The 13,884-nt window shown below is 39.8% G+C and carries 12 protein-coding genes; all 12 read left to right on the forward strand.

Annotation, left to right across the window (positions count from 1 at the left end; translation table 11 throughout):
- The 12 genes from leuS to HG567_RS07915 all read left to right on the forward strand — a co-directional run bounded on the left by leuS (position 1) and on the right by HG567_RS07915 (position 13,869).
- Positions 1–2,421, forward strand: a complete 2,421-nt coding sequence (gene leuS / locus HG567_RS07490; RefSeq protein ID WP_202139694.1) for a leucine--tRNA ligase — start codon at positions 1–3, stop codon at positions 2,419–2,421.
- Positions 2,418–2,930 carry an LPS assembly lipoprotein LptE gene (gene lptE, locus HG567_RS07495; protein ID WP_001202102.1) on the forward strand — a complete coding sequence of 171 codons (513 nt, stop codon included), beginning with the start codon at positions 2,418–2,420 and terminating at the stop codon, positions 2,928–2,930. Before leuS ends, lptE begins: the two co-directional genes overlap by 4 nt.
- Positions 2,920–4,089, forward strand: a complete 1,170-nt coding sequence (locus HG567_RS07500) for a bifunctional folylpolyglutamate synthase/dihydrofolate synthase (protein ID WP_202163812.1) — start codon at positions 2,920–2,922, stop codon at positions 4,087–4,089. The genes lptE and HG567_RS07500 overlap by 11 nt, the downstream gene beginning before the upstream one ends.
- Complete coding sequence (gene csd2 / locus HG567_RS07505) at positions 4,089–5,015, forward strand: M23B family cell shape-determining DD-metalloendopeptidase Csd2 (protein WP_202139696.1); 927 nt, start codon at positions 4,089–4,091, stop codon at positions 5,013–5,015. Before HG567_RS07500 ends, csd2 begins: the two co-directional genes overlap by 1 nt.
- 8 nt (positions 5,016–5,023) lie before the next feature.
- A complete protein-coding gene (gene csd1, locus HG567_RS07510; RefSeq protein ID WP_015086460.1) occupies positions 5,024–5,959 on the forward strand; it encodes a peptidoglycan DD-metalloendopeptidase Csd1 in 936 nt (311 codons plus the stop codon).
- On the forward strand, positions 5,878–6,288 hold the full coding sequence (locus HG567_RS07515) for a bactofilin family protein (protein WP_000963936.1): 411 nt from the start codon (positions 5,878–5,880) through the stop codon (positions 6,286–6,288). The genes csd1 and HG567_RS07515 overlap by 82 nt, the downstream gene beginning before the upstream one ends.
- Positions 6,289–6,291: 3 nt before the next feature.
- Positions 6,292–9,291: a transcription-repair coupling factor gene (gene mfd / locus HG567_RS07520; protein WP_202163813.1), complete on the forward strand. Its 3,000-nt coding sequence runs from the start codon at positions 6,292–6,294 to the stop codon at positions 9,289–9,291.
- Positions 9,292–9,416: 125 nt separating this feature from the next.
- The gene (locus HG567_RS07525) at positions 9,417–9,920 is read left to right on the forward strand and encodes a ubiquinol-cytochrome c reductase iron-sulfur subunit (protein ID WP_108242742.1); all 504 of its coding nucleotides are present in this window, start codon (positions 9,417–9,419) and stop codon (positions 9,918–9,920) included.
- A 10-nt stretch (positions 9,921–9,930) separates the two neighbouring features.
- Positions 9,931–11,169 (forward strand): cytochrome b, encoded by a 1,239-nt coding sequence (locus HG567_RS07530; RefSeq protein ID WP_000807885.1) that lies wholly within the window; start codon positions 9,931–9,933, stop codon positions 11,167–11,169.
- Positions 11,166–12,023, forward strand: coding sequence for a cytochrome c1 (locus HG567_RS07535; RefSeq protein WP_202139698.1), 858 nt, complete (start codon positions 11,166–11,168; stop codon positions 12,021–12,023). Before HG567_RS07530 ends, HG567_RS07535 begins: the two co-directional genes overlap by 4 nt.
- Positions 12,024–12,202: 179 nt before the next feature.
- Positions 12,203–13,336, forward strand: coding sequence for a sulfatase-like hydrolase/transferase (locus HG567_RS07910; RefSeq protein ID WP_202163814.1), 1,134 nt, complete (start codon positions 12,203–12,205; stop codon positions 13,334–13,336).
- On the forward strand, positions 13,333–13,869 hold the full coding sequence (locus tag HG567_RS07915) for a sulfatase-like hydrolase/transferase (RefSeq protein WP_202139700.1): 537 nt from the start codon (positions 13,333–13,335) through the stop codon (positions 13,867–13,869). Before HG567_RS07910 ends, HG567_RS07915 begins: the two co-directional genes overlap by 4 nt.
- The last annotated feature ends 15 nt before the right edge of the window (positions 13,870–13,884 follow it).

Genomic DNA, 13,884 nt, shown 5'->3' on the forward strand with positions numbered 1-13,884 from the left:
ATGGATTTTATCAATATAGAAAAAAAATGGCAAGAATTTTGGTGGAAAAATAAGAGTTTTGAACCTAAAGACGATTTTAATCTCCCTAAAAAATACATTTTAAGCATGCTGCCTTATCCTAGTGGGGAAATCCACATGGGGCATGTGCGCAATTACACCATTGGCGATGCTTTGGCGCGTTATTATCGTTTGCACCATTACAATGTGTTACACCCTATGGGGTTTGATTCTTTTGGGATGCCTGCAGAAAATGCGGCCATTAAGCATGGTATCCACCCTAAAACCTGGACTTATGAAAATATTGAAGCCATGCAAAAAGAGTTTGAAGCTTTAGGATTTTCTTTTTCTAAAAACAGGGAATTTGCCACTTCAGATCCGGATTACACGAAATTTGAACAGCAATTTTTCATTGACTTGTGGGAAAAGGGGCTAATTTATCGCAAGAAAGCCATGCTCAATTGGTGCCCTAACGATAAAACCGTTTTAGCTAATGAACAAGTCATTGATGGGAGGTGTTGGCGCTGCGATACAGAAGTTATTCAAAAAGAACTCTATCAATATTATTTGAAGATCACAAATTACGCTGAAGAATTGCTAAAAGACTTAGAGATTTTAGAAGATCATTGGCCTTCTCAAGTCCTAATCATGCAAAAAAACTGGATAGGGAAATCTAGCGGGTTGCAATTTGGTTTTAAAATCGCTGATGAGTGCTTGAAAGCTTGCAACAACATTCAAGAAATTGAAGTTTTTACCACAAGAGCGGACACCATTTATGGCGTAACTTACATCGCCATCGCCCCAGAACACCCTTTAGTAGAGCATGCCATTAAGCAAGTGAGCCAAGAAGATTCAAAGATCATTAAAGCGATTTTAAACACGACTCAAAGAGAAAGAGCCTTAGAGAAAAAAGGGGCGTTTTTAGGCATTTATGCTATCCACCCTTTAACGAAGCAAAAAATCCCGGTTTGGGTGGCTAATTTCGCCCTAGCCAATTATGGCTCTGGGGCGTTAATGGGCGTGCCAGCCTGCGATGAAAGGGATTTTGAATTCGCTAATCTGTATCATATCCCTATTAAAGTGATCACTCAAAGTTCTCAAAGTTTGCCCCACACTAAAGAAGAGATTTTAAAAAATAGCGGGGAGTGGAGCGATCTTTCTAGCTCAGTGGCCAGAGAAAAAATCATCGCTTATTTTGAAAAAGAAAACCTCGGTAAAAGGGTGATCAACTACCGCTTGCAAGATTGGGGAGTGAGCCGTCAAAGGTATTGGGGAGCGCCCATTCCTATGATTCATTGCAAGAATTGTGGGATTGTGCCTGAAACCCAACTGCCGGTAACTTTACCTGAAGACATTGTGATTGATGGGGAGGGCAATCCGTTAGAAAAGCATGCGAGTTGGAAATTCGCTCAATGCCCTAAATGCCACAAAGACGCTTTAAGAGAGACAGACACCATGGACACTTTCATCCAGTCCAGTTGGTATTTCTTGTGCTACACCACGCCCAAAAATCAGCGTGAAAATCAAGCGTTTGATCAAAATTACTTGAAGTATTTCATGCCAGTGGACACTTATATTGGCGGCATTGAACATGCGATTTTGCACTTGTTATACGCGCGCTTTTTCACTAAGGCTTTAAGGGATTTGGGCTATCTTCATTTAGATGAGCCTTTCAAACAGCTTATCACTCAAGGCATGGTCTTAAAAGATGGCGCTAAGATGAGCAAATCTAAAGGCAATGTCGTTAGCCCTAAAGAGATACTCAAAAAATACGGGGCTGATGCTGCAAGGCTCTTTATCCTTTTTGCTGCCCCACCGGCTAAAGAATTGGAATGGAATGACAGCGCTTTAGAGGGCGTGCACCGGTTTATCAAGCGCTTATACGATAAAGCGAACGCCATTAACCCTACCACTTCTAAGCCTGAATTTAAAGGAGTGGGCCTGAATGAAGCGCAAAAACTAGGGCGTAAAAAAGTCTATGAAGCGTTAAAAAAATCGCATGAAATTTTCAATAAGGCTGAAAGCGCTTACGCGTTTAACACTTTGATCGCAAGCTGCATGGAGGCTTTAAACGCTTTGAGTGCACAAACTAATGAGCAAATTTTATGCGAGGGTTATTTTGTGTTGTTGCAAATTTTAGAGCCTATTATCCCGCACACCGCATGGGAATTGAGCGAGAGGCTTTTTAAAAGGGAGAATTTTAAGCCTATAGCGATCGATGAAAGCGCTTTGATGGAAGACTTTATGACTTTAGGGCTTACCATTAATGGCAAAAGGCGTGCGGAATTGAAAGTCAATATTAACGCCAGCAAAGAAGAGATTATTGTTTTGGCCAAAAAAGAATTAGAGAAATATTTAGAAAAGGCGAGCGTTAAAAAAGAAATTTATGTGCCTAATAAGCTTGTTAATTTTGTTGTCGCATGAGGGCTTTACTTTTTTTTATTTTGTTGTTTTGGTTCAAGGGCTGTGGGTATAAGCCCATCGCCGCTTACGCTCAAAACGCGCTTGGCGATAGCGTATACGTGAAACTCATTGTGAATTTGCCTAACCCTGAAAACTCTGTAGAGTTTAAAGACTTGATGAATCGTTTAGTCGTGCAACGCTTCCAAAACCGCTTAGCGAGTGAAAAGGATGCGGATTCTATCATTATCATAGAAATCACGAATGTAACCGATACGAGCATCACGCAAAATAAAGAAGGCTTTACGACTTTCTATCGCGCGACTGTGTCTGTGAATTACACCTACGATAACAAAAGAGGCACACAAAAGACTTTTCAAAATAGCGGGTATTATAATTACGCTGTGAATTTGCAAGACCCCCTTAACACCTACCAGAACCGCTATTACGCTATCAATCAGGCTGTAGAACAAACTTTGACTAAATTTGTGGCTCAAATCGCTTATGAGGGGAAATTCAATAATGAAAAATAGCCATGGATTAAAGGCGTTTTTAGAAACAAAGCCTAAGGAATACCATAAGTTTGACCCTAGCCGCTTCATTCAAATTTATAAAGATTTTAAAAACGCTTTTTTTGAGATTCAAGCGAAAGTCATTCATGTGGTAGGGACTAATGGTAAGGGCAGCACGGGGCGGTTTTTAACCCTTTTATTAGCCGATCAAAATTTTAAAGTGTTGCATTTCACCTCCCCTCATGTTTTTGAATTTAGGGAGCGCTTTTTTTTGAATGGCTCTGTTGTTGAAGAAAGCGTTTTAGAAAACGCCCACCAGCAATTGCAATCGCACGCTTTCAGCAACGCTTGCTCGTATTTTGAATACGCTACCTTACTAGCCGTCATGCTCGCTAAAGATTGCGATTATTTGGTTTTAGAAGCGGGGCTTGGGGGGGAGTTTGACAGCACGAACGCTTTAGAAAAAACCCTAAGCGTTTTCACCCCCATTGATTACGATCATAAGGAATTTTTAGGGGATAGTTTAGAAAGCATTGCGACTACTAAATTAAAAGCGATGGGCCCTCTTAATATCATCGCTCCCCAACAAGAACTGGTTTTAAATGTGGCTCAAAAGATCGCCAAAGAAAAACATGCGCAATTGATTGTGGTTCAAAATGAAATTTCAAAAGGAGTGAGAGATTATATTGAACGCCACCATTTAGCCCATTTTTTAGCGATGAATTTAGAAGTGGCTCTAAAAGCGTTTGAAACGCTTATGCCATGCAATAAACAAGAAGTTTTAAAAAACCTAAAACCCCTAAATTTAATCGGCCGTTGCGAGCTTTTAAGCCCTAATATTTTAATAGATGTGGGGCATAACCCCCATAGCGCTAAAGCCTTAAAAGAAGAGATCAAACGCGTTTTTAACGCTCCAATCGTTTTGATTTATAACTGCTATCAAGATAAAGACGCTTTTTTGGTGCTAGAAATTTTAAAGCCTGTCATTAAAAAGGTTTTGATTTTAGAATTGCATAATGAAAGAATTATCCAATTAGAAAAACTTAAAGGGATTTTAGAAACTTTAGGGTTAGAACACGCTTTGTTTGAAGAACTGAAAGAAAATGAAAATTATTTGGTGTATGGCTCATTTCTGGTAGCCAACGCTTTTTATAAGCGCTATCCAAAGAAGAGGGATTGATGCCGCAAAACCAGCTTGTGATCACCATCATTGATGAATCAGGCTCTAAACAGCTCAAATTTTCTAAAAATTTAAAACGCAACCTCATCATTGCTGTTGTCATTCTTTTATTGATCGTGGGGCTTGGCGTAGGGTTTTTAAAATTTTTAATCGCTAAAATGGATACGATGACAAGCGAGAGGAATGTGGTTTTAAGGGATTTTAGGGATTTGTATCAAAAAAATTACACTTTGACAAAAGAGATTAAAAACAAGCGAGAAGAGCTTTTTATTGTGGGGCAAAAGATTCGCGGGTTGGAATCCTTGATTGAAATCAAAAGAGGGGCCAATGGGGGCGTACATCTTTATGATGAAGTGGATTTAGAAAATTTGAATTTGGCTCAAAAACATTTAGTGCTCATGCTCATTCCTAATGGCATGCCCTTAAAAACTTATAGCGCGATCAAACCCACCAAAGAAAGGAACCACCCCATTAAAAAAATTAAAGGCGTTGAATCCGGGATTGATTTTATCGCGCCATTAAACACGCCTGTTTATGCGAGCGCTGATGGGATTGTGGATTTTGTGAAGACCAATTCTAATGTGGGGTATGGGAACTTGGTGCGCATTGAACATGCGTTTGGTTTTAGCTCCATTTACACGCATTTAGATCATGTCAATGTGCAGCCCAAAAGCTTTATCCAAAAAGGGCAGTTGATTGGCTATAGCGGGAAGAGCGGTAATAGCGGCGGCGAAAAATTGCATTATGAAGTGCGCTTTTTGGGTAAAATTTTAGACGCGCAAAAATTTCTAGCATGGGATTTAGATCATTTTCAAAGCGCTTTAGAAGAAAATAAATTTATTGAATGGAAGAATTTGTTTTGGGTTTTAGAAGACATTGTCCAGCTCCAAGAGCATGTGGATAAAGATGCGCTCATAGGCCAGTAAGGATTTTAGTGTTTTTAGACAGGCGTTTGATTGTGATGGTTACGGACTCTAAAGGGAGCCGTTACATTAATGTTCATATACTATTTCGTCAAATTGGTCTGTATGCGCTTTTGAGCGTTGTGGGATCTTTATTGTTTTTAGGCATTTCGCTACTGGTTTTAAATAAAGAGATTAAAAACATTGACAAGCAGCATGCCTTAATCACTAAGGAATTTGAGAAAAAAAAAGAAACGAATGAAAAACTTTCTTTGCAAATGGATGAATTTTTAGACGATTTGCAACTTTCAGGGGAGCGCATCAACGATTTAGAAGAAGTGGTGGGGGTGAATAGACCTGAAGAAAAAGAAGAGGGTAATTTTTCCAGCCGCTTAGATGTCGCTGGGATTACCGGGCTTCAAAAAAGCTTTATCATGCGCCTTATACCTAATGACTACCCGCTAGAATCCTATCGGCGCGTTTCAGCCGCCTTCAATAAAAGAATCCACCCTATTTTGCATGTGTTGCACAACCATACCGGGCTTGACTTGAGCACCGCTATTAACACGCCTGTGTATGCGAGCGCAAGCGGGGTAGTGGGGTTAGCGAGCAAGGGGTGGAATGGGGGGTATGGGAATTTGATTAAAGTTTTCCACCCTTTTGGTTTTAAAACCTACTACGCCCATTTGAATAAAATCATCGTAAAAACGGGTGAATTTGTCAAAAAAGGGCAGTTGATTGGGTATAGTGGTAATACAGGGATGAGCACAGGGCCGCATTTGCATTATGAAGTGCGTTTTTTAGATCAACCCATAAACCCCATGAGTTTCACCAAATGGAACATGAAAAATTTTGAAGAAGTTTTCAATAAAGAAAGGAGCATCAGATGGCAATCTTTGATAACAATAATAAATCAGCTAATGCAAAAACAGGACCAGCGACTATCATCGCTCAAGGCACAAAAATAAAGGGGGAGCTTCATTTGGATTACCATTTGCATATAGATGGCGAATTAGAAGGGGTGGTGCATTCTAAAAGCACGGTGGTGATCGGGCAAACCGGATCGGTAGTGGGTGAGATTTTCGCTAATAAATTAGTGGTCAATGGCAAATTTACTGGCACGGTGGAAGCGGAAGTGGTAGAAATCATGCCTTTAGGGCGCCTTGATGGTAAAATCTCTAGCCAAGAGCTTGTGGTGGAAAGAAAGGGGATTTTGATTGGGGAAACCCGCCCTAAGAATATTCAAGGGGGGGCGTTGTTAATCAATGAGCAAGAAAAGAAAATTGAAAATAAATAGGGAATGATCCAATCTAGTCTTTATAGAGCCTTAAACAAAGGCTTTGATTATCAAATACTCGCTTGTAAGGATTTTAAAGAGTCCGAGCTCGCTAAAGAAGTCATAAGCTATTTTAAGCCAAATACCAAAACCATTCTTTTCCCGGAGTTTAGGGCTAAAAAAAACGACGATTTGCGTTCGTTTTTTGAAGAATTTTTACAGCTTTTAGGGGGTTTGAGGGAGTTTTATCAGGCCTTAGAAAACAAGCAAGAAGTTATCATCATTGCCCCTATTAGCGCTTTATTACACCCTTTGCCTAAAAAAGAACTTTTAGAGAGCTTTAAAATCACTCTTTTAGAAAAATATAACCTTAAGGATTTGAAAGACAAGCTCTTTTATTATGGCTATGAAATTTTAGACTTAGTGGAAGTGGAAGGCGAAGCGAGCTTTAGGGGGGATATTGTGGATATTTATGCGCCCAATTCTAAAGCGTATCGCTTGAGTTTTTTTGACACGGAGTGTGAGAGCATTAAGGAATTTGACCCCACCACTCAAATGAGCCTTAAAGAAGATTTGTTAGAAATTGAAATCCCCCCCACGCTTTTTAGTTTAGACGAACCATCTTATAAGGATCTGAAAACAAAAGTGGAGCAAAGCCCCTTAAATAGCTTTTCTAAAGATTTGACCAGTTTTGGTTTGTGGTTTTTAGGAGAAAAAGCACAAGACTTGCTAAGCGTTTATAAAAGCGTTATAAGCCCTAGAGCTTTAGAAGAAATTCAAGAATTAGCGAGCTTAAACGAATTGGATTATGAGCGTTTCAAATTTTTAAAGGTTTTAGAAAACGTGCAAGGCTATGAAGATTTAGAAATCCATGCGCATGCCCTAGAAGGTTTTATCGCTTTGCATTCAAATCATAAAATCACGCTCCTAGCCCCCAATAAAACGATTTTAGACAACGCGATAAGCACGCTTGAAAAAAGCAGCATGGAATGCGTCATCGCCCCCTTTGTGTTAAATTTTAAAACCCCTGATGGGATTTTTATCTCGCTCAATTCCTTTGAAAGGAAGAAAAAACGCCAAAAATCCAAGCTCGCTTTGAACGAATTGAATGCGGGCGAATGGGTGGTGCATGATGATTATGGGGTGGGCGTGTTTTCTCAATTAGTCCAGCACAGCGTTTTAGGGAGCAAGAGGGATTTTTTAGAAATCGCTTATTTGGGCGAAGACAAACTGCTATTGCCGGTAGAAAATTTGCATCTCATCGCTCGCTATGTGTCGCAAAGCGATAGCGTGCCAGCTAAAGACCGGCTAGGGAAAGGGAGCTTTCTCAAACTAAAAGCTAAAGTCAGGACTAAGCTTTTAGAGATTGCAAGCAAGATCATTGAATTAGCGGCTGAACGCAATTTGATCCTGGGTAAAAAGATGGATGTGCATTTAGCGGAGTTGGAAGTCTTTAAATCGCATGCGGGTTTTGAATACACCAGCGATCAAGAAAAAGCCATCGCTGAAATTTCAAGGGATTTAAGCTCTCACAGGGTGATGGATAGACTTTTGAGCGGGGATGTGGGTTTTGGGAAAACAGAAGTGGCGATGCATGCGATTTTTTGCGCGTTTTTGAACGGCTTTCAAAGCGCTCTAGTCGTGCCTACTACTTTATTAGCGCACCAGCATTTTGAGACTTTAAGGGCGCGTTTTGAAAATTTTGGCGTTAAAGTGGCTCGTTTGGATCGGTATGCGAGCGAAAAAAACAAGCTTTTAAAGGCGGTGGAATTAGGGCTAGTTGATGTTCTTGTAGGCACGCATGCGATTTTAGGCGCGAAATTTAAAAACTTGGGCTTAGTGGTGGTGGATGAAGAGCATAAATTTGGCGTGAAACAAAAAGAAGCTTTAAAAGAATTGAGTAAAAGCGTGCATTTTTTAAGCATGTCCGCTACGCCTATCCCGCGCACTCTAAATATGGCGCTCTCTCAAATTAAGGGCATTAGCTCTTTAAAAACCCCGCCCACAGACAGAAAGCCCAGCCGCACTTTTTTGAAAGAAAAGAATGACGAACTCTTAAAAGAGATTATTTATAGAGAATTACGCCGTAACGGGCAAATTTTTTACACCCATAACCACATCGCTAGCATTTCAAAAGTCAAAACCAAGCTAGAAGGTTTAATCCCTAAACTCAAAATCGCTATTTTGCATTCCCAGATTAACGCTAATGAGAGCGAAGAAATCATGCTAGAGTTTGCTAAGGGGAACTATCAGGTTTTATTATGCACTTCTATTGTGGAATCAGGGATCCATTTGCCTAACGCTAACACGATTATTATAGATAATGCACAAAATTTTGGGCTGGCTGATTTGCACCAATTAAGAGGGCGTGTGGGGAGAGGTAAAAAAGAAGGCTTTTGCTATTTCCTTATAGAAGATCAAAAAAGTTTGAATGAACAGGCTTTAAAACGCTTGCTCGCTTTAGAAAAAAATTCGTATTTAGGCAGTGGGGAGAGTATCGCTTATCATGATTTAGAAATCAGGGGGGGCGGGAATTTGCTTGGGCAAGATCAGAGCGGGCATATTAAAAATATCGGCTATGCGCTCTATACGCGCATGCTTGAAGACGCGATTTATGAATTGAGTGGGGGGAAGAAAAGGCTTGAAAAAAGCGTAGAAATCCAACTTGGCGTGAGCGCTTTTTTAAACCCTGAACTCATTGCAAGCGATAGTTTGAGGTTGGATTTGTATCGCCGTTTGAGTTTGTGTGAAAATGTAGATGAGGTGGGGCAAATCCATGAAGAAATAGAAGATAGGTTTGGCAAAATAGACGATTTGAGCGCTCAATTTTTGCAAATCATTACGCTTAAAATTCTAGCCAACCAGCTTGGCATCATCAAACTTTCTAATTTCAATCAAAACATCACCATCACTTATAGCGATGAAAAGAAAGAAAGCTTGAAAGCCCCAAGCAAAGACGATAACGATATTTTAGAAACCCTTTTGAAACATTTGCGCGCTCAAATTTCTTTAAAGCGGCGTTAAAAGCGTTTGATTTTAGCGTTAATTTTGTTATTTTAAAAAGATTATTAAGAGAGTTTGTTGTAAAATAGGGATTTGCTATGCCTTTAGTCGTTAAAAGGTAATTATCATTAAGGAGTTTTTTAATCATGGCAGATATTCAAAGGCGTGATTTTTTAGGAATGAGCCTTGCTAGCGTTACAGCTATAGGGGCTATAGCGAGTCTGGTAGCGATGAAAAAGACTTGGGATCCGCTTCCAAGCGTTGTTTCAGCCGGTTTTACAACCATAGATGTGGCGAACATGCAAGAAGGGCAGTTTTCCACGGTGGAATGGCGTGGGAAACCGGTCTATATCCTCAAGCATTCTAAAAAAGAGAGCTTTAATGAAAGGCGCGATTTTAAAATTGGCGAGAGCGTTTTTACCACAGCCATTCAAATTTGCACGCATTTAGGGTGTATCCCCACTTATCAAGATGAAGAAAAAGGCTTTTTATGCCCATGCCATGGGGGGCGTTTCACTGCTGATGGCGTGAATATTGCCGGCACCCCCCCTCCACGCCCTTTTGATATCCCGCCTTTTAAAATTGAAGGCACTAAAATCACTTTTGGTGAAGCCGGGGCTGAATACAAGAAAATGATGGCTAAAGCGTAAGGAGAATTCCATGGCAGAGATAAAAAAAGCGAAGAATTTAGGCGAATGGCTGGACATGCGTCTTGGCACTAACAAGCTTGTTAAAGTGCTAATGACAGAATATTGGATCCCAAAAAACATCAATTTCTTATGGGCTATGGGGGTGATTTTATTGACCCTTTTTGGCGTGCTTGTGGTCTCAGGGATTTTCTTGCTCATGTATTACAAGCCTGATGCGAAAATGGCGTTTGATAGCGTGAATTTCACCATCATGCAAGAAGTGGCTTATGGCTGGCTTTGGCGCCACATGCATGCTACGGCAGCGAGCATGATTTTTGTCATCATTTATATCCACATGTTTGTTGGCATCTATTATGGCTCTTACAAAAAGGGCCGTGAGATGATTTGGATTAGCGGGATGATTTTGTTTGTGGTCTTTAGCGCGGAAGCCTTTAGCGGGTATATGCTGCCTTGGGGGCAGATGAGCTATTGGGCCGCAGCGGTTATCACGAATTTATTTGGGGGCATTCCTTTTATTGGGGCTGATGTGGTGGAGTGGATCAGGGGCAATTATGTTGTGGCGGATTCCACTTTAACGCGCTTTTTCATGCTCCATGTCTTTTTACTGCCCATTGCGATCATTCTACTTGTTGGGGTGCATTTTTATTCTTTACGTATCCCGCATGTCAATAACCAAGAAGGCGAAGAAATTGACTTTGAATTGGAAGAGAAAAAATTCATTGAAGGCAAGAAAAAAGAATCCAAAGTCATTCCTTTTTGGCCGGTGTTCTTGTCTAAAGATATTTTTGTGGTTTGCGCGTTCATGGTCTTTTTCTTTTACTTGGTGTGTTACCACTACGATTTTGCGATGGATCCCATTAACTTTGAAAGGGCTAACAGCCTTAAAACGCCGCCTCACATTTACCCTGAATGGTATTTCTTATGGAGCTATGAAGTCTTAAGGGGCTTTTTCTTTAGCGCTGATTTAGGGCTAATGGCTTTTGGCGTGGCGCAAGTGATCTTTTTCTTACTGCCCTTTTTAGACAGAAGCCCGGTTGTCGCTCCCGCGCACAAACGGCCGGCGTTTATGGTGTGGTTTTGGCTTTTAATCATTGATATGATTGTTTTAACGATCTATGGTAAATTGCCTCCGCTTGGGATCGGTAAATACATTGGCTTAGCGGGTTCAATCACTTTCTTAGCCCTTTTCTTTGTGGTGTTGCCCATTATCACTATCGCTGAGAGCAAGAAACAAGGGGGTGTTAGATGAAAGAATTTAAGATTTTAATCATCCTTATTGTGGTGGTAGGCGTGATTTATTATGGGGTTGAGCCTTATGCGCATTCGGTGATGCACCCTAAAGTCGCTCCGGCAGATTTTGCTTTCAAGGATTTAGAGCCGATGGATTTAAAAAATGGCGACGCTAATAAGGGCAAACAGCTTGTAGCCGAAAACTGCACCGCTTGCCATGGCATTAAATCCCAAAACATTCCAGCCCCTATGGACAGCCTTAGTGCGAGCAACTCTTTTGGGGTCGTGCCACCGGATTTAAGCCATGTGGCGGGGGTTTTGAACGCGAATTTCTTAGCCCACTTCATCAAAGACCCCGTGAAAACGGCGAAATTGAGCCATAAATTCAACGATGAAAGGCCCTATCCTATGCCGGCGTTTTCTCAATTTAGCGATAAAGATTTGAGCGATATTGTGGCGTATCTCACTTCTATTTTGCCTAAGAATTTGAGCGATAAGGAAGTGTTTGCACAAAGCTGTCAAAGGTGCCATAGCTTGGATTACGCTAAAGATAAGGCCTTTAGCGATCCTAAAGATTTAGCCAATTATTTAGGCTCTCATGCGCCTGATTTGTCCATGATGATTAGGGCTAAGGGCGAACATGGCTTGAACATTTTTATTAACGATCCGCAAAAGCTTTTGCCTGGCACGGCTATGCCTAGAGTGGGGTTGAATGAAAAAGCTCAAAAACAAGTCATTTCTTATTTGGAAAAAGCGGGCGATAGGAAAAAGCATGAAAGGAATACTTTAGGGATTAAGATCATGATTTTCTTTGCGGTGCTGTCGTTCTTGGCTTACGCATGGAAAAGAAAAGTTTGGAGCGAAGTGCATTGAATTGAAAAAAAAGGGGGGAGTATCTTATAATCTTTTTATGGTCAGTCGTTTATTAGGGGAATGATTGGAACACATTTTCTAGGCATGACGACAAAAAACTTATATCAAGGTTTATTGAAATTGATATGAGAAAACTCGCTCAAGTGGGGCTGACTTTAATATCTTAATGGAGTGGTTTGATGATTTTAGATTCTAAATTTTTTGTGTTCATTCTTTTTAATGCGCTTTCAGCATGCTTTCTCTCTTCAGTGAGCGTTGGTTTTATTTTTAAAGCGCTCTTGTATAGTTCTATGTGGCTTTTTATTGTTTATTATGCGATCAGTTTTATTAAGAACAGGTTTGTAACAGAAAGCCTAAAAAGTTTTATATTAGTTTTAGGGATTGTGTTTAGCTGTATAGATATTTTTGGTTCGTATTATTTTCATTTGCCTTTGTCTAATGAGCTGGGTAATATTTTATTCACCACGCATTATAAAGAGAGCTTAGAATTCCTCCATGCCTATGTTTATCCGCATTGGTATTTTGTGATAGGGTTTATTTTAATAGCTATAGGTTCTCTAAAACTATTCAGTCTCGTTCCTAACAAACCAATTCCTTTAAAAATGGCTAGTATTTTAAGCGTTTTATTTTTGATTGTAGAAGCACCACACGCTATAAAAACCATCAAAAAATATAAAGAAGATGAAGCGCTGTTGAACGCTGATGGGACAATGGAATACATTGCTTTGGCTAAAGGAGCGTATTATTTTGGTAGGAATATTAGCAGTTTGAGAGAGAGCCACAACTCCAGTCAGGCTTTAGAGAAAGCTTCTTATCCTAAAGATTACTTAGTCAAAAATACAGGGAGTGTTGAAAATGTGGTGTTGGTTTTTGGCGAGAGTTTGAACAGAAATTTTATGGGTGTTTATGGCTATCAAGCCCCTACAACCCCTTATTTAAGCGCTTTAAAAGAAAAAGGTTCGCTTTTAGCGTTTGATAATGTGATCAGCCCGGCTTTTTATACGGATAAAAGTTTCACCATGCTTTTAACTTACGCCAATAGGGATAATCTCAACCAAAAAGCATGGTATCAGTATAAAAATCTAGCCCATATCCTTAAACTGACCGATTACAAAAGCGTTTGGATCACTTCTCAAGGCTATGGACTCATGTGGGGTAATAGCTATTATCAAGTGGCTAAGCATTTTGATACTTATATAGAAAACGATAAACCTTATGATGAAAACTTGGCCGCTCTTTTCAAGCGGTATTATAATAACGAGAGAGAGAGAGAGAGAGTAAAAAGCGTAAAAATTTTGTTGTTTTTCACTTGATTGGCAATCATTTTGAATACAAAAACCACTTTCCTAAAGAATTTTCCAGCTTCAATCTCAACAACACTTCTTACTTTTCAAAAAACAAGTCTTTGCGGGTTACAAACAATACTGATAAGCAAGTTGTAACCGATTACATTAACAGCATTTATTATAATGATTATGTTTTGCATTCTTTGATTGAATTGTTTAAAGACAAGGATAGTCTCGTTATTTATCTAAGCGATCATGCCGATGACATGTTTGAATCAAGCGCCTTTAATACCCATGAATGCTCAAATGCTAGCGTAGAAATCCCATTTTTAATCTATATGAGCGATACATTCAAACAAAAACACTCCCAAATGGTAAAAAGTTTTGAACAAGCTTTACACAAGCCTTTCATGAGCGATGATTTATTGCATACCTTGTTGCCATTGGCAGGAATCATAACCAAAGATTATGAAAAAACGAGGGATTTGTTTAATGAGAATTACAACGATAAACGCCCAAGGAAGCCATGCGATAATAAGGTTTATCCTATGAATAAATGAGCGGTATTATAATGG

Origin of the sequence: Helicobacter pylori, from assembly GCF_016755635.1 — a bacterium.
In the GTDB taxonomy this organism is placed as follows: Bacteria; Campylobacterota; Campylobacteria; order Campylobacterales; family Helicobacteraceae; genus Helicobacter; species Helicobacter pylori_CQ.

Bases quoted from the DNA above. Each gene is read 5' to 3' on its own strand.
- leuS (WP_202139694.1), top strand. From the start codon at position 1: ATGGATTTTATCAATATAGAAAAAAAATGGCAAGAATTTTGGTGGAAA.
- lptE (WP_001202102.1), top strand. From the start codon at position 2,418: ATGAGGGCTTTACTTTTTTTTATTTTGTTGTTTTGGTTCAAGGGCTGT.
- HG567_RS07500 (WP_202163812.1), top strand. From the start codon at position 2,920: ATGAAAAATAGCCATGGATTAAAGGCGTTTTTAGAAACAAAGCCTAAG.
- csd2 (WP_202139696.1), top strand. From the start codon at position 4,089: ATGCCGCAAAACCAGCTTGTGATCACCATCATTGATGAATCAGGCTCT.
- HG567_RS07515 (WP_000963936.1), top strand. From the start codon at position 5,878: ATGGCAATCTTTGATAACAATAATAAATCAGCTAATGCAAAAACAGGA.
- mfd (WP_202163813.1), top strand. From the start codon at position 6,292: ATGATCCAATCTAGTCTTTATAGAGCCTTAAACAAAGGCTTTGATTAT.
- HG567_RS07525 (WP_108242742.1), top strand. From the start codon at position 9,417: ATGGCAGATATTCAAAGGCGTGATTTTTTAGGAATGAGCCTTGCTAGC.
- HG567_RS07530 (WP_000807885.1), top strand. From the start codon at position 9,931: ATGGCAGAGATAAAAAAAGCGAAGAATTTAGGCGAATGGCTGGACATG.
- HG567_RS07535 (WP_202139698.1), top strand. From the start codon at position 11,166: ATGAAAGAATTTAAGATTTTAATCATCCTTATTGTGGTGGTAGGCGTG.
- HG567_RS07910 (WP_202163814.1), top strand. From the start codon at position 12,203: ATGATTTTAGATTCTAAATTTTTTGTGTTCATTCTTTTTAATGCGCTT.